This window comes from Variovorax sp. GW460-12-1-14-LB1 (genome assembly GCF_059423605.1).
The window spans coordinates 1-17,150 of the sequence record NZ_JBWKYF010000069.1 but is presented as its reverse complement, the minus strand read 5'-3'; the positions used below and the strand labels follow the sequence as shown (position 1 = coordinate 17,150).

The 17,150-nt window shown below is 69.5% G+C and carries 18 protein-coding genes; 10 read left to right on the top strand and 8 right to left on the bottom strand.

All coding sequences use genetic code 11. The features are described 5' to 3' along the window. Positions 1-68 precede the first annotated feature (68 nt). A complete protein-coding gene (locus tag AC07Y4_RS26355) occupies positions 69-542 on the top strand; it encodes an Lrp/AsnC family transcriptional regulator (RefSeq protein ID WP_101489038.1) in 474 nt (157 codons plus the stop codon). Positions 543-549: 7 nt separating this feature from the next. Here the strand turns inward: AC07Y4_RS26355 and AC07Y4_RS26350 are convergent, their stop codons facing one another. The 5 genes from AC07Y4_RS26350 to AC07Y4_RS26330 all read right to left on the bottom strand — a co-directional run bounded on the left by AC07Y4_RS26350 (position 550) and on the right by AC07Y4_RS26330 (position 4,007). After that, positions 550-909 carry a hypothetical protein gene (locus AC07Y4_RS26350; RefSeq protein ID WP_070061472.1) on the bottom strand — a complete coding sequence of 120 codons (360 nt, stop codon included), beginning with the start codon at positions 907-909 and terminating at the stop codon, positions 550-552. A 44-nt stretch (positions 910-953) separates the two neighbouring features. Further along, positions 954-1,409, bottom strand: coding sequence for a hypothetical protein (locus AC07Y4_RS26345; protein ID WP_495275342.1), 456 nt, complete (start codon positions 1,407-1,409; stop codon positions 954-956). Positions 1,410-1,492: 83 nt separating this feature from the next. Further along, positions 1,493-2,185, bottom strand: a complete 693-nt coding sequence (locus AC07Y4_RS26340) for a YceH family protein (RefSeq protein WP_495275341.1) — start codon at positions 2,183-2,185, stop codon at positions 1,493-1,495. A 41-nt stretch (positions 2,186-2,226) separates the two neighbouring features. Then, positions 2,227-2,952, bottom strand: a complete 726-nt coding sequence (locus AC07Y4_RS26335) for a phosphodiester glycosidase family protein (RefSeq protein WP_495275340.1) — start codon at positions 2,950-2,952, stop codon at positions 2,227-2,229. Positions 2,953-2,975: 23 nt separating this feature from the next. After that, positions 2,976-4,007 carry an isocitrate/isopropylmalate dehydrogenase family protein gene (locus AC07Y4_RS26330; RefSeq protein WP_495275339.1) on the bottom strand — a complete coding sequence of 344 codons (1,032 nt, stop codon included), beginning with the start codon at positions 4,005-4,007 and terminating at the stop codon, positions 2,976-2,978. A 226-nt stretch (positions 4,008-4,233) separates the two neighbouring features. Here AC07Y4_RS26330 and metG point away from each other — a divergent pair, with 226 nt between their 5' ends. Next, on the top strand, positions 4,234-6,330 hold the full coding sequence (metG, locus tag AC07Y4_RS26325; protein WP_495260798.1) for a methionine--tRNA ligase: 2,097 nt from the start codon (positions 4,234-4,236) through the stop codon (positions 6,328-6,330). Between the two features lie 20 nt (positions 6,331-6,350). Here metG and AC07Y4_RS26320 read toward each other — a convergent pair whose 3' ends face one another. After that, positions 6,351-7,022, bottom strand: coding sequence for a GntR family transcriptional regulator (locus AC07Y4_RS26320; protein WP_062478945.1), 672 nt, complete (start codon positions 7,020-7,022; stop codon positions 6,351-6,353). 58 nt (positions 7,023-7,080) lie between these two features. On the opposite strand from AC07Y4_RS26320, the gene AC07Y4_RS26315 reads away from it, so the two are divergent. Genes AC07Y4_RS26315 through AC07Y4_RS26300 form a run of 4 tightly spaced genes read left to right on the top strand, consistent with a single transcriptional unit; the run spans position 7,081 to position 10,260 of the window. Beyond that, the gene (locus tag AC07Y4_RS26315; RefSeq protein ID WP_495275338.1) at positions 7,081-7,836 is read left to right on the top strand and encodes an enoyl-CoA hydratase/isomerase family protein; all 756 of its coding nucleotides are present in this window, start codon (positions 7,081-7,083) and stop codon (positions 7,834-7,836) included. 42 nt (positions 7,837-7,878) lie between these two features. Next, positions 7,879-8,853, top strand: coding sequence for a Bug family tripartite tricarboxylate transporter substrate binding protein (locus AC07Y4_RS26310; RefSeq protein ID WP_369631702.1), 975 nt, complete (start codon positions 7,879-7,881; stop codon positions 8,851-8,853). Next, complete coding sequence (locus AC07Y4_RS26305; RefSeq protein ID WP_495275337.1) at positions 8,850-10,049, top strand: CaiB/BaiF CoA transferase family protein; 1,200 nt, start codon at positions 8,850-8,852, stop codon at positions 10,047-10,049. Before AC07Y4_RS26310 ends, AC07Y4_RS26305 begins: the two co-directional genes overlap by 4 nt. Beyond that, positions 10,036-10,260: a hypothetical protein gene (locus AC07Y4_RS26300; protein WP_495275336.1), complete on the top strand. Its 225-nt coding sequence runs from the start codon at positions 10,036-10,038 to the stop codon at positions 10,258-10,260. The genes AC07Y4_RS26305 and AC07Y4_RS26300 overlap by 14 nt, the downstream gene beginning before the upstream one ends. Positions 10,261-10,267: 7 nt before the next feature. Here AC07Y4_RS26300 and AC07Y4_RS26295 read toward each other — a convergent pair whose 3' ends face one another. Further along, the gene (locus AC07Y4_RS26295) at positions 10,268-11,980 is read right to left on the bottom strand and encodes a hydrogenase maturation protein (RefSeq protein ID WP_495275335.1); all 1,713 of its coding nucleotides are present in this window, start codon (positions 11,978-11,980) and stop codon (positions 10,268-10,270) included. Positions 11,981-12,114: 134 nt separating this feature from the next. On the opposite strand from AC07Y4_RS26295, the gene AC07Y4_RS26290 reads away from it, so the two are divergent. Continuing rightward, positions 12,115-13,794 carry a SulP family inorganic anion transporter gene (locus AC07Y4_RS26290; protein ID WP_495275334.1) on the top strand — a complete coding sequence of 560 codons (1,680 nt, stop codon included), beginning with the start codon at positions 12,115-12,117 and terminating at the stop codon, positions 13,792-13,794. Between the two features lie 3 nt (positions 13,795-13,797). Here the strand turns inward: AC07Y4_RS26290 and AC07Y4_RS26285 are convergent, their stop codons facing one another. Further along, positions 13,798-14,301: a hypothetical protein gene (locus tag AC07Y4_RS26285; protein ID WP_062477116.1), complete on the bottom strand. Its 504-nt coding sequence runs from the start codon at positions 14,299-14,301 to the stop codon at positions 13,798-13,800. Positions 14,302-14,340: 39 nt separating this feature from the next. On the opposite strand from AC07Y4_RS26285, the gene AC07Y4_RS26280 reads away from it, so the two are divergent. The 3 genes from AC07Y4_RS26280 to nadB all read left to right on the top strand — a co-directional run bounded on the left by AC07Y4_RS26280 (position 14,341) and on the right by nadB (position 17,056). Continuing rightward, a complete protein-coding gene (locus tag AC07Y4_RS26280; protein ID WP_062477114.1) occupies positions 14,341-14,547 on the top strand; it encodes a DUF3460 family protein in 207 nt (68 codons plus the stop codon). Positions 14,548-14,615: 68 nt separating this feature from the next. Continuing rightward, a complete protein-coding gene (locus AC07Y4_RS26275; RefSeq protein ID WP_056578351.1) occupies positions 14,616-15,452 on the top strand; it encodes a segregation and condensation protein A in 837 nt (278 codons plus the stop codon). A 20-nt stretch (positions 15,453-15,472) separates the two neighbouring features. Further along, positions 15,473-17,056 (top strand): L-aspartate oxidase, encoded by a 1,584-nt coding sequence (gene nadB, locus AC07Y4_RS26270; RefSeq protein WP_495275333.1) that lies wholly within the window; start codon positions 15,473-15,475, stop codon positions 17,054-17,056. Positions 17,057-17,150: the final 94 nt, after the last annotated feature.

Below are 17,150 nucleotides of genomic sequence, written 5' to 3'. Positions count from 1 at the left end.
CGGGACAGGTGCGCAAAATTAGCCTCTGCCACGCAACGTTTTTGCGCGAAGCCTGCCCTTTCTTTCTCATGACACCCCTCGACGCCCTCGACCTGCACCTGCTCGAACTGATCCAGGCCGACAGCCGCCTCTCGCAGGGCGAGCTGGGCGAGCGCATCCACCTGTCGACGGCGGCGGTGAACCGCCGGCTCAAGCGCCTGCGCGACGAGGGCGTGATCCAGCGCCACGGCGCCGTGCTGTCGCCGGCCGCGCTCGGGCACCCGCTCACCATCGTGGTCGAGGTCGAGGCCGAGAGCGAGCAGATCGAACGGCTCGACGCCATGAAGCAAAGCTTTCGCGACTGCCCGCAGGTGCAGCAGTGCTACTACGTGACGGGCGAGTGGGACTTCATCCTCGTATGCGTGGTGCGCGACATGGCACAGTACACCGCGCTCACCCGCCAGCTGTTTTTCCAGAGCAACAACGTCAAGCGCTTTCGCACGCTGGTGACGATGGACCCGGTGAAGGTGAGCCTGGATGTGCCGGTGTCGGCGGGGGGCTGAGGGCGCGTCACGAACCCAGGCCGAACAGCGCCAGCAGGCCCAGAACGAACCAGCCGGCCTTCTTGGCGCTTTCGGCGCTTTCCTTCGAGATCGGCCACAGCTTGGCGCGGCGCCAGGCGCGAAAGTTGTTCGCCACCGCGAGGCCCACGCCAAGCAAGAGCAGCGGCGCCATGTCCCATGCGGCTGCTGCGATGCCCGACAGCACGACGATCAGCAGGCCCGCCACCCCGATCCCGCTCGAGGTGCTGGCCAGCACATGCGAGAGCTTGCCGCAAAGTCCGCACGCCGCGGGCGTTTCGCGGCTGGACCAGCGCTTGGCAACGGCGGCGATGCCCGGCTGGCGGCAATGGGGACAGGCGTAGGTCATGCGGCTCCCGCGAACGACGTAGAAGCCGACGATAGCCGATGGGCTCAGCGCGCCGACAACATCGACCGCAGCATCAGCAGCACCGCGCCGACGATCGGCGCCAGCGCCAGCAACCGACCGGGTTCGAAGGCCAGCCCGGCGATGGCGCCGATGAAGCAGCCAACCTTGATCCACATCGGCACCGCGCCCCAGCCGCGCCGGTGGGTCACGGCGAGCGCGATCAGGGCGACCCAGCCGATCGCGCCGCCGAGAACAGACAGCGTCCAGCTCAGCAGGTAGAACGCCGAGTCCGCGTCGCGGAACGCGAGGGCCGTGCCCAGGCCGCGCCAGGTGTGCCACCAGCCGTCGAACAGCAGGAAGCCGGAGGCCGAGGCGGCCCACCAGAAGAAGGCGTAGAGGCTGGCCACGCCGGCCAGGGCCGCCAGCCCGCCCAGCAGGCGGCGGGTGATGTCGTCGAAGGGCGCGGGGTCGCGCCAGGTGGCCGTTTGTCCGTGGTCCATGCTCGGAGCTCCATTGGTTCGCAATGGGTCCGACGTTAGGCAGCGAATGTGCGGGCTGGATGAAGCCTGTGTGAAGCGGGGTATCAGGCTGTCGGCGCGTCGGGCGCAATGCCCAGTTCCGCGCAGACGCGCCCCAGCAACGCCTTCAGCGATGCCACCTCGGCCTCCAGCCGCGCCACGTTGGCCTTGAGCGCCGCGACCTCGCCGAGCGAATCGCCGTGCGTGGCGAAGGCGCCGTCGCCCGAGGCGCCCGGCCCCGCCACCTCTTCCGCCGGTGGCCCGCTCAGCAGGTGCGCCCAGCGGCTTTCGCGCGCACCGGGCAGGCGCGCCAGCTTCACCACCAGCGCGCCGGCCGGACGTTCGGCGAGTTCGTTGAGGAAGCCCTCGACCGACGAGATGTCGGCGAAGTTGTGCATGCGGTCGCAGGCGATGCGCAGCTCGCCGGCCGTCTGCGGGCCGCGCAGCATCAGCACGGTGAGCAGGATGACCGACTGCGACGGAATGCGCAGCACGCGGTCGGTGTTGTGCTCGTAGCGGAAGGCGCGCCCGCCGCTGGTCTCGGCCACGAGGCTGTAGCCCTTCAGGCTGTCGATGGCGGCCTGCACCTGCGACTCGCTGAGTTCGAGCACCGGGTTGCGGCTGGTCTTCTGGTTGCAGCCCGACACGAGCGAGTTGAGCGTGAGCGGGTAGCTGTCGGGCACGGTGCGCTGCTTTTCGGCCAGCACGCCGAGGACGCGGGTTTCAAGGAGGGACAGGACGGGCAGCGGTGTGGACATGGCTCTGGGAGAAAGGGCAGAAGTGAAAAGGCAGCCGGGCCTCAGGGCGCCACCACGGCCAGCACCGGCCCGAGGTCGCGCACGAAGTCGTTGCGCTGCAGTGTCTTCGAATAGATCGCCGACACGGTGCCGTCGAGGTACAGCGCATCGCGGCAATGCAGCACGTCGCGCAAGTACAGCGCGAAGTCGTAGAAATTCACCGGCGTCTCGGCGAGGACGAAGACCGCGGTGGTGCCCGACACGCACACGCCGTTGCGGGTCTTGCGCGAATCCGAATTCGGAATGAGCGCCGGGTGCACCGCGCCGTGGCGCAGCAGCAGCGGGCCCGACTGGGTTGCCAGCTGCACGCCGCCCTTCGCGGCGATCGCCGGGTACTCCGACGCCTCGACGATGCGCGGCCCCTGGGCCGTCACCAGGAACACGCCGTTGGGCTTGCGAAAGAAATTGCCGACGCCGTCGGCCAGATTCAAAGGTGCCTCCTCGCGGCCTTCACGCACCAGCAGGCCGACGGGCGCGAAGTCGGCGTGGTACATGCCGGCGTTCGCCGCGAACAGCAGTTGCTTGTTGCGCGCCTTCAGCCAGGCCTCGAGCCGGTCGAAGCGCTTGAAGGCGGCGCCGGTGTCGTCGTTCAGGAACAGCGCGAGTTTTTCGGTGCGCAGGTCGACCTTGACGACGGTGTAGCGCGGCGACGCGTCCACGGCGCCGGCGGCGGACCACGCCAGGCCGGCAAGCAGGAAGACCAGCGCAGGCAGCAGCAGTTTTTTCATGCGACCTGCACTGTCTGCTTTTCTCAACCGCCGTTGATGCGCGCGACCAGCGCCTTCGTGAAGGCCGCCGTGCCGGCTGTGCCGCCGAGGTCACCGGTGCGCACGTTGTCCAGGTTGAGCGTCTGGTCGATGGCGGTGCGCAGGCGCGTGGCCAGCTCGGGCCGCTTGACGTGGTCGAGCATGAGCGCGGCCGCCAGCAGCAGCGCGGTCGGGTTGGCGATGCCCTTGCCGGCGATGTCGGGGGCCGAGCCGTGCACGGCCTCGAAGATCGCGGCGTTGGTGCCGATGTTGGCGCCGGGCGCCATGCCCAGGCCGCCGACCAGGCCGGCCACGAGGTCCGAGAGGATGTCGCCGAACAGGTTGGTGGTCACCAGCATGTCGAACTGCCAGGGGTTGAGCACCAGCTTCATCGCGCAGGCGTCGATGATCACGGTGTCGAGCTCGAACTGGCCCTTGTACTTCTCTTCGTACAGGTCCAGGCCGGTCTCCAGGAAGATGCCGGTGAGCGCCTTCATGATGTTGGCCTTGTGCACCAGCGTGACCTTCTTGCGGCCGGTGGCCACGGCGGTGTCGAACGCGTATTCGAGCAGGCGGCGGCTGCCCTTGCGGGTGTTGACGCCGGTGGCCATGGCCACGGCGTGCGGGTCGCCGTCGATGGGCACGTAGTGCTCGTGGCCGATGTACAGGCCCTCGAGGTTCTCGCGCACCACGGTCAGGTCGATGTTGTCGTAGCGCCCGCCCGGGATGATGGTGCGTGCGGGGCGCAGGTTGGCGTACAGCTGGAACTCCTCGCGCAGGCGCACGTTCGACGAGCGGTAGCCGCCGCCCGAGGGGGTTTCGAGCGGGCCCTTGAGCGCCAGGCGGGTGCTGCGGATGCTGTCCAGCGTGGCCTTGGGCAGCGGGTCGCCCGAGGCCTTGACGCCGCCCAGGCCGGCGATCTGGGTGTCCCACACGAAAGGCGCCTTCAGCGCGTCGAGCGCCGCCAGGGTCGCGTCGACGATCTCGGGGCCGATGCCGTCGCCGGGGATGAGGGTTGCGGGGATCGAGGTGGTCATCGGCGGCGGCTCACTTTCAGTAAAGAGGCTGCGAGCATACGTCGCACGGGCGACACCCCCGCGGCCTTCGGGGTCACTCCGGGTACCCCGCCGGCGGGGTGAGCAGCCCCATGGCGGCGGCCCCGGGACGGGCCGCCTAAAATGCCCGGTTCCCGGACGCGGCCCCTGGCCGCCTCCACGGGCCCCGCGCCCCTTCCGTTCGTCACTCCCGAAAGCGCCCTCCCCGATGTCCGCCCCGCGCAAGCTCTTCGTCACCACCGCCCTGCCGTATGCCAACGGCAAGTTCCACATCGGCCACATGATGGAATACATCCAGGCCGACATCTGGGTGCGGAACCAGCGAATGAATGGCGCCGACGTCAACTTCGTGTGCGCCGACGACGCGCACGGCGCGGCCATCACCATCGCGGCCGACAAGGCCGGTGTGACGCCGCAGGCCTTCGTGGCCGAGATCGCCGCGGGCCGCAAGCCCTACCTCGATGGCTACCACATCGCCTTCGACAACTGGCACTCGACCGACGCGCCCGAGAACCACCAGCTGGCGCAGGACATCTACCGCGACCTGCGCGCCAACGGCCTCATCGAGACCAAGAGCGTCGAGCAGTTCTACGACCCGGCCAAGGGCATGTTCCTGGCCGACCGCTTCATCAAGGGCGAGTGCCCCAACTGCCACTCGAAGGACCAGTACGGCGACAACTGCGAGGTGTGCGGCGCCGTGTACGCGCCCACCGAGCTGATCAACCCGTATTCGGCGCTGTCGGGCGCCAAGCCCGAGCTGCGCAGCTCGGAGCACTTCTTCTTCAAGCTGTCGGACCCGCGCTGCGAGGCCTACCTGAAGGAATGGACCGCCGCCCCCGGCCACGTGCAGCCCGAGGTGCAGAACAAGATCCGCGAGTGGCTCTACAAGGACGACGAAGGCAAGGGCGGCCTGGGCGACTGGGACATCAGCCGCGACGCGCCCTACTTCGGCATCGAGATTCCCGATGCGCCGGGCAAGTACTTCTACGTGTGGCTCGACGCGCCCGTGGGCTACCTGGCCTCGCTGAAGAACCTGCTCGACAAGCGCTGCATCGAGCTGGGCGGCGACGGCATCTCGTACACCGAGTACATGGCCGACCCCGAGCTGGAGCAGGTGCACTTCATCGGCAAGGACATCATCACCTTCCACACGCTGTTCTGGCCCGCGATGCTGCATTTCAGCGGCCGCAAGGCGCCCAACGCCGTGTACGTGCACGGCCACCTGACGGTGAGCGGCGAGAAGATGAGCAAGAGCCGCGGCACCGGCATCGACCCGCTCAAGTACCTGTCGATCGGGCTCGATCCCGAATGGCTGCGCTACTACATCGCCGCCAAGCTCAACGGCCGCAACGAGGACATCGACTTCAACCCCGACGACTTCGTGGCGCGCGTGAACAGCGACCTCGTAGGCAAGTACATCAACATCGCCAGCCGCGCGGCCGGCTTCATCGGCAAGCGCTTCGGCGGCCAGCTCGGTGCGGTGTCGGCCGACGGCGAAACGCTGCTGTCCACGCTGCGCGCCGCGGCCACGCAGGTGCAGTCGCTGTACGACGGCCGCGACTACGCCCGCGCACTGCGCGAGGTGATGGCGCTGGCCGACAAGGTGAACGAGTACGTCGACCAGAACAAGCCCTGGGAACTGGCCAAGAAGGAAGGCGCCGAGGCGCGCCTGCACGACGTGTGCACGGTGTGTATCGAGGCCTTCCGCCTGCTCACGCTGTACCTCAAGCCCGTGCTGCCGGCGCTGGCCGTGAACGTCGAGGCCTTCCTGAAGATCGCGCCGCTGACCTGGGCCGACGCCGCCCAGGCCCTGCCGGCCGGCCACGCCATCGGCGACTACAAGCACCTGATGCAGCGCGCCGACCCCAAGCAGGTCGACAAGCTGTTCGACGTGCCCGAAGCCGCGGCTGCCGCACCCGTCGCCGCCGAAGCGCAGGAGCTGCCCGGCGGCGAAGCCATCGCGCCGACCATCACCATCGACGACTTCGCGAAGATCGACCTGCGCATCGCGAAGATCGTGGCCTGCGAGAAGGTCGAGGGCTCGACCAAGCTGCTGCGCCTGACGCTCGATGCCGGCGAAGGCAAGACGCGCAACGTGTTCAGCGGCATCGCCTCGGCCTACCAGCCGGAGCAACTGGTCGGCAAGCTCACGGTGCTGGTCGCCAACCTCGCGCCGCGCAAGATGAAGTTCGGCGTCAGCGAAGGCATGGTGCTGGCCGCGAGCCACGGCGACGAAAAGGCCCACCCGGGCATCCACGTGCTCGAGCCCTGGGCGGGCGCGACGCCGGGCATGCGCGTGCGCTGACCCGACCACGCAAAGAAGAACTAGCCGAACTTGTTGTTCAACACGAGGTCGGCGAACACCTTGCCGCCCACCGAGATGTGGTCGCGCATCGCCTCCGCGGCGTTGTCCGCGTGACCTTTCAGAATCCACTCGACCACCCGTTCGTGCTCCCGCTGTGAAGCGGCGAGCCGGCCGGGCTTCTCGAACATCCGCCCACGGTAGGCCGAGATGCGCAGCCGCACGGTCTGCGCCTGCTCCACGATGAAGGGGTTGCCGCTGGCGCGGTAGATCACGTCGTGCAGCGCGGCGTTGGCCTGCTGGTAGGCCTCGGCGTCGTCCGCCTGCGCCTGCGCGGCGGTGCCGGCCAGGGCGCGCAGCAGCTCCTCGCGCAGCGCCGGGCCGATGCGCAGCGCGGCCAGCCGCGCCAGCACGCCTTCGAGCTCGCCGAGCGCTTCCATCATCGCCACCAGTTCGTTCGCCCGCAGCTGGCGCACGTAGATGCCGGTGCGCGGAACGATGTCGACCAGCCCGCGCGCACTGAGCAGCAGCAGCGCCTCGCGCACCGGCGTGCGCGAGGTGTTGAAGCTCAGGGCCAGGGCCTTTTCGTCGATGGCCATGCCGGGCGACAGCACGCCGCCCAGGATGTCTTGTTCGAGCCGGGCGCGGATGCGGTCCTGCAGGCTGTGGGTGTCGAGGGTTTTTGCGGGTTGCATGGCGATCTGGATATTAGCTAACCTTACAGATATATCAATTCATCTGTTTGGTACATCAATGTCTCCCACCCTCGCGATCGACGGCCACGTGGCCTACCTGACGCTGCACCGTCCCCAGGCCGCCAACAAGCTCACGCCGGACGATCTTCCCGTGCTGATCCAGCATGTGGACACAGTGAACCGCACGCCCGAGGTGCTGGTGCTGGTCCTGCGCGCCGAGGGCAAGTACTTCTGCAGCGGGTTTGATATATCAGAGGTGGCCACCCAGAGCCAGACCGAAGGCCGCAGCTTCGGCGAGATGGTCGACGTGTTCGAAAACTGCCGCGCCGTCACCATCGCGGCGGTGCACGGCGGCGTCTACGGCGGCGCGACCGACCTCGTGCTGGCCTGCGACTTCCGCGTGGGCGCCCGCGCTGCCGAGATGTTCATGCCGGCCGCCCGGCTCGGCCTGCACTACTACCAGAGCGGCATGGAGCGCTACGTGTCGCGGCTGGGGCTGGACACGGCCAAGCGGCTGTTCCTCACCGCCGAGAAGCTCGACGGCGCCGCCATGCGCGACTGCGGCTTTCTCACGCAGCTGGTCGACGACGCCGCCGCGCTCGACGCCGAGGTGCAGCGCCTGCGCACCGTGCTCGCCGGCATGGCGCCGCTGGCGCTGCTGGGCATGAAGAAGCACCTGAACCAGATCGCGCGCGGCACCGCCGACGCGGCCGCGATCTCGCGCGAGGTGCAGCGCACCGTCGCCTCCGAAGACCTCGCCGAGGGCGGCCGGGCCTGGCGCGAGAAGCGCACGCCGGTGTTCCAGGGCCGCTGAGCGCGCCCGCCCTTCCCTACACAAGACCCAGGAGACAAACCCATGAAGCAAGAACTGCGAGCCCTCTCGTTCGCCGCCGCCGCGCTGCTGGCCTCGGCCGGCGCACTGGCCGACACCTACCCCTCGCGCCCGATCACGCTGCTGGTGGGCTTCCCCGCCGGCGGCGGCGCCGACACCGTGGCGCGCATCGTCGGCGACAAGCTGGGCAAGCTGCTCGGCCAGCCGATCGTCATCGACAACAAGCCGGGCGCGGGCACCACCATCGCGTCGGACCAGGTCGCGCGCGCCGCGCCCGACGGCTACACGCTGCTGCTGGGCAGCGCCAACCTCTATGGCAGCGACAAGCTGCTCTACAAGAGCGTGAAGTACGACGGCGCCAGGAGCTTCGTGCCGATCTCGCGCTGGAGCTCCGCGCCGATGCTGCTGGCGGTGAACAAGGACGTGAGCGCCAAGACCGTGCAGGCGCTGATCGCCGAAGCGCGGCAGAACCCCGGCAAGCTGGCGTACTCGTCGTCGGGCGCGGGCGTGGTGACGCACCTGGCGGGCCTGTCGTTCGAGAAGGCGGCCGGCGTGCAGATGCTGCACGTGCCGTACAAGGGCGGCGCGCCGTCGATCCAGGCCGTGGCCGCGGGCGACGTGCAGCTCACCTTCGGCACGCCGCCCTCGGTGCTGCCGATGGCGCAGGGCCAGAAGCTGCGCGTGCTGGCCGTCACCTCGGGCCAGCGCTCGCCGCTCTTTCCCGACGTGCCCAGCGTGGCCGAGGCCGGCGTGAAGGGCTACGACTACACCTTCTGGTTCGGCCTCTTCGGCCCGGCCGGCCTGCCGCCGGAGGTGGCGCAGAAGCTGTTCGACGCCAGCGTGGCGGCGCTGAACGACCCCGAGGTCAAGGCGCGGATGGAGAAGTCGGGCAACGAGTCGGCACCGTCGAAGTCGCTGGCCGAATTCCGTGCCTGGGCTTTGGCCGAAGGCGCGAAGTCGAAGGAACTCACCGAGCGCTCGGGCGCGAGCGTCGAATGAGCACGCACGCACCCAAGGCAGGCCCGCTGCAGGGCTTCACCGTCATCGACCTCACGCGCGTGCTCGCGGGCCCGTACTGCACGCTGCTGCTCGCCGACCTGGGCGCGCGCGTCATCAAGGTGGAGCAACCCGGCCTGGGCGACGACGCGCGGCAGATCGGCCCCTTCGTCGAGGGCGACTCGGCCTACTTCATGTCGGTCAACCGCAACAAGGAGTCGATCGCGCTCGACCTGAAGGCGCCGGCCGACCGCGCGGTCTTCGAGCAGCTGCTGGCCACGGCCGACGTGCTGGTCGAGAACTTCCGGCCCGGCACGATGGAAAAGCTGGGCTACGACTGGCCGACGCTGCACGCGCGCTTTCCGAAACTGGTGTTCACCTCGGTCTCGGGCTTCGGCCAGACCGGGCCGTACAGCAGGCGCCCCGCCTACGACATGGTGGTGCAGGCGATGGGCGGCATCATGAGCCTCACCGGCCACCCGGGCGCGCCGCCGACGCGCGTGGGCGTGTCGATCGGCGACCTCGGCGCCGGGCTGTATGCGGCCATCGGCACGCAAGCTGCGCTGCTGCAGCGCAGTCGCACGGGCCTGGGCGACCGGGTCGACGTGGCGATGCTCGATTGCCAGGTCGCGCTGCTCGAGAACGCGATCTCGCGCATGGAGGCCGAGGGCCGCGCGCCGGGGCCGATCGGCTCGCGGCACCCGTCGATCACGCCCTTCGACGTGTTCCGCGCAGCCGACGGCTGGTTCGTGATCGCAGCGGGCAACGACGCGCTGTTCCAGCGCCTGTGCACCGCGCTCGAGCTGCCCGCGCTCGCCGGGGACGCGCGCTTTGCCACCAACCCGGCGCGCTGCCAGCACCACGAGGCGCTCAAGCAGCAGCTCGAAGAGCGCCTGTCGACCGCGCCCTGCGCGCACTGGCAGGCGCTGCTGATGCAGCACAACATCCCCACCGGCGACTACAACGACGTGGCCGCGGTGGTGAACGACCCGCAGGTGCAGGCGCGCGAGATGCTGGTGCAGGTGCGCACGCAGGGCGGCCAGCCGCTCACGGTGGCGGGCAACCCGGTGCACGTCGGCGGGCTGCGCACGCAGGTGCGGCGGCAACCGCCGCGGCTGGACCAGGACCGCGAGGCGATCCTGGCGTCACTCGCCCGATCCAGCGCTGCGGGTGCAGAATCCGCCCATGCAACGCAGTGACCGCCTCCGCCCCCTCGTCCTTTCCGCGCTCGGCCTCGCGGGTGCGCTGCTGCTGAGCGGCTGCGCGGTGGTCAGCGTCGCGAGCACCGCCGTGAGCGTGGGCGCCGGCGCGGTCGGCCTCGCGGCCGATGCAGCCATCGGCACCGCGCGCATCACCGGCAAGGCCGTGGGCGCGGCGGCCGACGCGGTGATTCCCAACAGCAAGGACTGACGGCCGTTCAGCGCGGCAGGCCGAGCGCCGCGAGGTGCGCGGGCGTGTGCTGCGCCTTCTCCTTGCGCACGAACGCCGAACGCAGCGCCGCATGCGGCTCGGCCGGATCGAAGAAATTGCGCCACATGTGCGCCAGCTCCTCGTCGCGATACGCCTGCAGCGGCTTGGCCGCCTCGTCGCGCGCACGCGCTACCTGCTTGTCCGCCAGGCGCGCAGCCAGGTCCGGCGATGCCGCCAGTTGCGCGGCCAGCCGGCCGACCTCGTCACCCAGTTCTTCCGGCGCGGCCTGCAGCACGCGCTGCGCCAGGCCCAGCGCCACCGCACGCTTCGCGCTCACGGGCAGCGCCGATTGCGTGAGCCGCGCGGCCTCGTCGGCGCCCACACGGCGCGGCAGGCTGTAGGTCCAGTATTCGGAGCCATGTAGGCCCATCAGCTTGTAGTGCGGGTTGAGCACCACGCCGTCGCGGCACCACACCTCGTCGGCCGCGAGCGCGAGCATCACGCCGCCGGCCGCGGCATTGCCGCCCAGCGCGGCCACAGTGAGGCGGTCGGTGGTGGTGAGCACGGCCTCGACCAGGTCGTTCATCGCGTGGATGTTGGCCCACGACTCCTCGGCCGGATCGGCCGCCGCCTCGATCACGTTCAGGTGGATGCCGTTGGAGAAGAAGTCGCGCAGCCCGCCGAGCACGAGCACCGAGGTCGGCCGGGTGCAGGCGAAGCGGTAGGCAGCCAGCAGACGCCGGCATTGCGCGGTGCTCATGGCCCCGCCCGCGAAAGAGAAGTTCAGCACGCCGACAGCGCCGTGCTCGCTGTAACGCATGTCGGTCCAAGTGCGGCGGCCGGCCGGCAGCTCGAGCGGCGCGGGCACTTCGGGCAAGCCCGCCGGCAGGCGCACGCCCAGCGCCTCGACGGCCGGCAGCTTGTAGCTCGGCAGGCCGGAACCCGGCTCGCGCCAGGGCCGCAGCTGGGCGAGCCAGACCGCGCCGTCGACGGTGGCGCGGCAGACGGCGCCGGCGCGGGTGGCGATCAGTTCGCCGGGCGTGCCGCGCAACTCGTCCTCGGCATGGCCGCCGTGCAGGTACCACGGCGCGCCCAGCAGCTCGTCGAGCACGCCGGGCTGCGAATCGGCCGCGCGCAGCTGCCGCAGCACCGATTCGGTGGTCTGCATGGCCCAGTCGATGCGGCGCTCGGCCTGCTTCATGAAGGGCCGCCAGCCGGCGGCGAGGTCGGCCGCCTTCTGCCGCTTCGGCTTGTAGGTGCCCGAGGCGAAGCGCTCGACGGCCAGCAGCACGGCGTCGACGGCGGCATCGGCCACCTCGCCGCGGTACAGGTCGCTCTTGCCGGCCTGCGGCGGCACCTTCAGCGGCGACCAGGCCCAGACATCGCCCGCATCCATCTCGGCCACGGCCTCGAGCACGGTGACGCCCCAGCTGTCGACGCCGCCCTGCAGCGTCCGGTCGAGCGAAGACGGGCCGCGGTCGCCGGGCGGGCCCGGATGCACGATGAGGCAGGTGTGGGCGCGCCAGACGTCCTCGGGAATCGCGGTGGTCAACATCGGCGCGACGATCAATGCCGGTGCGTGCCGGCGCACTGCTTCACGCAGCGCCTCGTCGTCGCCGAGCGCCAGCACGATGCCTGCGGTGTGGCCCCGGTCCTGGAGCTCGGCCAGCACGCGCTGCGTGAGGCTGTTGAACGCGCTCGCGACGAGCAGGATGTGCATGGGCGACCTCATTGACGTTTGTTTCAAAACGTCAAAAATGTATCTGCCAGCCTCGCCGCCGATAAGCTGACTGAAAGTACTCACCGCCGGGAAATCGCCGGGCCGCCGCGACGGCCGGGCCACAATGACCGCACATGTCGTCGCCGCTGAACCTCACCCGCTTTCGCCCCCGCCTGCTGGACACGATGGCCGGCTACGACCGGGGGCGGTTCCTGGCGGACCTCGGCGCGGGCGCCACGGTGGGCATCGTGGCGCTGCCGCTGGCCATGGCCTTTGCCATCGCCTCGGGGCTCAAGCCCGAGGCCGGCATCTGGACGGCGATCATCGCGGGCTTCCTGATCTCGCTGCTGGGCGGCTCGGCCGTGCAGATCGGCGGCCCGGCGGGCGCCTTCATCGTGATCGTCTACGGCATCGTCGAGCGCTACGGCGTGGCCAACCTGCTGATCGCCACCGCCTGCGCGGGCGTGCTGCTGTTCATGGCGGGGCTGTTCGGACTCGGGCGGCTGGTGCGCTTCGTGCCGCTGTCGATCGTGGTGGGCTTCACCAACGGCATCGCGGTGCTGATCCTGCTGTCGCAACTCAAAGACCTGCTCGGCCTCACGGTGGAGCGTATGCCGGCTGACGTGTTCTCGCAGCTGCATGCGATGGCGCTGCGGCTGGACACCTTCAACCCGCACGCCTTCGCGCTCGGGGTGGCCTGCGTGTTCGGGCTGCTCGCGTGGTCGCGGCTGTTTCGCGGCGACTCGGCGCTGGCGCGCGCGGTGCAGCGCGTGGGCGGGCGCTGGGTGCAGACGCGCCCGGTGCAGATCGTCGGGCGCATTCCGGGGCCGATCGTCGCGCTGGTGTCGCTCACGCTGGTGTCGTGGGGCTTCGCGCTGCCGGTGGAGACCATCGGCACGCGCTTCGGCGGCATTCCCGAGGGCGTGCCGGCCTTCGCGCTGCCCGATTTCTCGTGGGAGACCGTCAAGCAGCTGGTGACGCCGACGCTGACCATCGCGCTGCTCGGCGCCATCGAGTCGCTGCTGTGCGCGCGCGTGGCCGACCAGGTCAGCGGCCAGCCGCGCCACGACCCGAACCAGGAGCTGATGGCGCAGGGCATCGCCAACCTGGTCACGCCCTTCTTCGGCGGCATGCCGGCCACGGGCACCATCGCGCGCACCGTGACCAACATCCGCTCCGGCGGCAGCTCGCCGATCGCGGGCATCGTGCATGCGGTCACGCTGCTGGTCGTGGTGCTGCTGGCGGCGCCGCTGGCGCGCCATGTGCCGCTCGCGGTGCTGGCGGGCATCCTGGTGTTCGTGGGGCTGAACATGGGCGAATGGCGCGAGTTCACGCCTGGGCAGCTGCGCCACTTCAGCCGCCACTACCGCCTGCTGATGCTCGGCACCTTCTTCCTCACGGTGGTGTTCGACCTCACGGTGGCGGTGCAGGTGGGCATCGTGCTGGCGTGCGCGCTCTTCATCCGGCGCATGAGCGGGCTGTTCAGCGTCGAGCTGGTGACGCTGCAGCCGCCGGTGCTCACCTACCGGCTGTACGGCGCGATGTTCTTCGGCGCGGCGGCCAAGCTCGACGAAGCAGTGAACGCCGCGGAGCGCGCGCCGCGTGGCATGACGGTGGTGCTCGACGCCACGCACCTGATCTACATCGATGCCACCGGCGTCGATGCGCTGCGGCAGCTGCACCGGGCGGTGCTGGCGCGCGACGGATTGCTGCGCATCGAGTCGCTGCAGCCGCAGCCGCTCGAGGTGCTGGAGCGCTCGGGCTTTGCCGAGGAACTGACGACGGGCCAGCCCGGCGCGTCGCACGGCTCGTAGCTGTTACGGCGCTTCGGTGCCCCGGTCGGGCGACGACCCGCTGCGCACCACACGCTGATCGTCGTTCAGCGTGGCCGTGAAGACCATCGAGGAATTCGGTGGCTGCACCCAGCGCCATTCCCATTCGGTTTCGCGCTTGAGCGCATAGGGCGTGACCTTGGCCGGCTTGCCCAGCAGCTTGCGCAGGTCTTCCATCATCATGCCGGGCTGCACCTTGGCGAAGTTCTCGGGCGTGAGCACCTGGCGCAGCGCGCTCATCTTGCCGTCGGCGCCGATGGTGATCATGTAGTTCTTCTGGCCCTGCGGCTGGCGGTTGAACTCCAGCACGCGGCCGTTGGGCACGTCCCAGACGTTCTCCGGCTCACCGAAACGCGCGCGCACGTCGGCCTCGGTCGAGACGCCCTCTTCGAGCTCGCTGATGCGTTGCGGATCGCAGCCCGCGAGCCCGATCAGCGCCGCCAGCAGTCCTGCCACGAGGCCGATCCGGCCCTTCTGAAATCGTTGCATGCCGTCCCCGGTAAAATTCGAGCGATAAAGGTCCAGTCTATGTCCATCTTCCGCCGCCCCCACTACACCTCCGAGATCACGAACTTCATCGAGGAGATGAAGCAAAAGAAGCCGACGCTCGAGGCCGAACAGCGCGCCGGCCGCGCCCTGCTGTGGGACAAGCACCTCGACCGCAGCCTGCTCGAGGAGTACAGCGAAGCGCGCGTGCCGATGCAGCCGTACGTCTACCAGACCCAACCCAAGTGAATGGTGCCCACCCGGCATCCCGCCGCCCAGCCTGCGCGCACAGCTATTAAGTTGATAGCAACCTCCTCATGAGCGCAGACGAGGACAACGGCACGATCGTGGCCAGCATGCCCGAGGTCGTCGACCAGGTCGCCCTGGCCCGGCTCTACGGCGAGCCGCTGTTCGCGATGCCGAAAGACCTGTACATCCCGCCCGAGGCGCTGCAGGTTTTCCTGGAGGCCTTCGAGGGCCCGCTGGACCTGTTGCTGTACCTGATCCGCAAGCAGAACTTCAACATCCTCGACATCCCGATGGCGGGCCTCACGCGGCAGTACCTGAGCTACGTCGACGAGATCCGCCAGACCAACCTCGAGCTCGCGGCCGAATACCTGCTGATGGCCGCGATGCTGATCGAGATCAAGTCGCGCATGCTGCTGCCGCCCAAGAAGGTGGCCGACGGCGAAGAGGCCGAAGACCCGCGCGCCGAGCTGGTTCGCCGGCTCATGGAGTACGAGCAGACCAAGCTGCAGGCCGCCGCCATCAGCGCGCTGCCGACCTACGGGCGCGACTTCTGGAAGGCCCAGGTCTACATCGAGCAGTCGATCAAGCCGCGCTTTCCCGACGTCGACGTGGTCGAGCTGCGCGACGCCTGGGCCGACATCATGAAGCGCGCCAAGCTCGTGCAGCACCACAAGATCTCGCGCGAAGAACTCAACGTGCGCGAGCACATGAGCATCGTGCTGCGCCACCTGCAGGGCCAGCGCTTCGTCGAGTTCGAGAAGCTCTTCGACGTCTCGCGCGGCGTGCCCGTGCTGATCGTCACCTTCATCGCGATGCTCGAGCTCGCGAAAGAGACGCTGATCGACATCACGCAGGCCGAGGCCTTCGCCCCCATCTACGTCCGACTGGCCTACTCGCCGGCCTGACCCAACCGGTTCCCACGCCTGTGACTTCCGCCGTTCGCGACTTCGACGTCCTCATTGTCGGCAGCGGCCTCGCAGGCCTCTCCGCCGCATTGCACCTGGCCCCCACGCACCGCGTGGCCGTGCTCACCAAGCGCGCGCTGAACGACGGCTCCAGCGCCTGGGCACAGGGCGGCATCGCGGCCGTGCTGGCGGCGGGCGACAGCTTCGACGCCCACGTGGAAGACACGCTGGTCGCCGGCGCCGGCCTGTGCGACCCCGAGGCCACGCGCTTCGTGGTCGAGGGCGCGCCGCAGGCCATCGGCTGGCTGCGCGAACTGGGCGTGCCCTTCTCGGAAGAAGGTGGCGACCTGCACCTGACGCGCGAAGGCGGCCACAGCCAGCGCCGCATCGTGCACGTGACCGACGCCACCGGCGCGGCCGTGCAGCAGGTGCTCATCGAGCGCGTGCGCCGCACGCCGAACATCACGCTGTTCGAGCACCACACGCTGGTCGACCTGGTCACCGGCACCAAGCTCGGGCTGGCCGATCCGTCGTGCCAGGGCATGTACGCGCTGGACGACGAGACCGACGAGGTGCTGGCCTTCCGCGCGCCGCACACCATCCTGGCCACGGGCGGCGCGGGCAAGGTGTACCTGTACACCACCAACCCCGACACCGCCACCGGCGACGGCATTGCCGCCGCCTGGCGCGCGGGCTGCCGGGTGTCGAACCTGGAGTTCATCCAGTTTCACCCGACCTGCCTGTACCACCCGCACGCCAAGTCGTTCCTGATCAGCGAGGCGGTGCGCGGCGAAGGCGGGCTGCTGAAATTGCCCGACGGCACGCGCTTCATGCCCAAGCACGACGAGCGCGCCGAACTCGCGCCGCGCGACGTGGTGGCCCGCGCCATCGACTTCGAGATGAAGAAGCACGGCCTCGATTGCGTGTACCTCGACATTTCGCACCAGCCGCCCGCGTTCCTGAAGGAACACTTCCCCAACATCCTGGCGCGCTGCCTGGAGCTGGGCATCGACATCACGCGCGAGCCGATTCCCGTGGTGCCCGCCGCGCACTACACCTGCGGCGGCGTGCTCAGCGACCTGGCCGGGCGCACCGACATCCCGGGCCTGTACGCCATCGGCGAAACCGCCTGCACCGGCCTGCACGGCGCCAACCGGCTGGCCAGCAACTCGCTGGTCGAGTGCATGGTGTTTGCGCGCGCCGCGGCCGACGCCATTGCGCAGGCGCCGTCGCGCGAACGCGCCGCGCTGCCCGCCTGGGACGAAAGCCGCGTCACCGACGCCGACGAAGCCGTGGTCATCTCCCACAACTGGGACGAGCTGCGCCGCTTCATGTGGGACTACGTCGGCATCGTGCGCACCAACAAGCGCCTGGAGCGTGCGAGCCACCGCATCGCGCTGCTGCAGGCCGAGATCCAGGAGTTCTACGCGAACTTCCACGTCACGCGCGACCTGCTCGAACTGCGCAACCTGGTGCAGGTGGCCGAGCTGATCGTGCGTTCCGCGCAGGCCCGCCACGAGAGCCGTGGCCTGCATTTCAGTCGCGATTACCCTTCGCTGGCCGAGCCCACCGCACCCACCGTGCTGGTGCCGCCGGTCGACTGAGCCCACCCTTCGTCACCTTTCGATCACCCTCAGGATGCCCGGCCACCGACGCCCGCAGGGAGAAAGCCAACCATGTCGAACACCCCTACCCCAC

Bases quoted from the DNA above. Each gene is read 5' to 3' on its own strand.
- AC07Y4_RS26355 (WP_101489038.1), top strand. From the start codon at position 69: ATGACACCCCTCGACGCCCTCGACCTGCACCTGCTCGAACTGATCCAG.
- AC07Y4_RS26350 (WP_070061472.1), bottom strand. From the start codon at position 909: ATGACCTACGCCTGTCCCCATTGCCGCCAGCCGGGCATCGCCGCCGTT.
- AC07Y4_RS26345 (WP_495275342.1), bottom strand. From the start codon at position 1,409: ATGGACCACGGACAAACGGCCACCTGGCGCGACCCCGCGCCCTTCGAC.
- AC07Y4_RS26340 (WP_495275341.1), bottom strand. From the start codon at position 2,185: ATGTCCACACCGCTGCCCGTCCTGTCCCTCCTTGAAACCCGCGTCCTC.
- AC07Y4_RS26335 (WP_495275340.1), bottom strand. From the start codon at position 2,952: ATGAAAAAACTGCTGCTGCCTGCGCTGGTCTTCCTGCTTGCCGGCCTG.
- AC07Y4_RS26330 (WP_495275339.1), bottom strand. From the start codon at position 4,007: ATGACCACCTCGATCCCCGCAACCCTCATCCCCGGCGACGGCATCGGC.
- metG (WP_495260798.1), top strand. From the start codon at position 4,234: ATGTCCGCCCCGCGCAAGCTCTTCGTCACCACCGCCCTGCCGTATGCC.
- AC07Y4_RS26320 (WP_062478945.1), bottom strand. From the start codon at position 7,022: ATGCAACCCGCAAAAACCCTCGACACCCACAGCCTGCAGGACCGCATC.
- AC07Y4_RS26315 (WP_495275338.1), top strand. From the start codon at position 7,081: ATGTCTCCCACCCTCGCGATCGACGGCCACGTGGCCTACCTGACGCTG.
- AC07Y4_RS26310 (WP_369631702.1), top strand. From the start codon at position 7,879: ATGAAGCAAGAACTGCGAGCCCTCTCGTTCGCCGCCGCCGCGCTGCTG.
- AC07Y4_RS26305 (WP_495275337.1), top strand. From the start codon at position 8,850: ATGAGCACGCACGCACCCAAGGCAGGCCCGCTGCAGGGCTTCACCGTC.
- AC07Y4_RS26300 (WP_495275336.1), top strand. From the start codon at position 10,036: ATGCAACGCAGTGACCGCCTCCGCCCCCTCGTCCTTTCCGCGCTCGGC.
- AC07Y4_RS26295 (WP_495275335.1), bottom strand. From the start codon at position 11,980: ATGCACATCCTGCTCGTCGCGAGCGCGTTCAACAGCCTCACGCAGCGC.
- AC07Y4_RS26290 (WP_495275334.1), top strand. From the start codon at position 12,115: ATGTCGTCGCCGCTGAACCTCACCCGCTTTCGCCCCCGCCTGCTGGAC.
- AC07Y4_RS26285 (WP_062477116.1), bottom strand. From the start codon at position 14,301: ATGCAACGATTTCAGAAGGGCCGGATCGGCCTCGTGGCAGGACTGCTG.
- AC07Y4_RS26280 (WP_062477114.1), top strand. From the start codon at position 14,341: ATGTCCATCTTCCGCCGCCCCCACTACACCTCCGAGATCACGAACTTC.
- AC07Y4_RS26275 (WP_056578351.1), top strand. From the start codon at position 14,616: ATGAGCGCAGACGAGGACAACGGCACGATCGTGGCCAGCATGCCCGAG.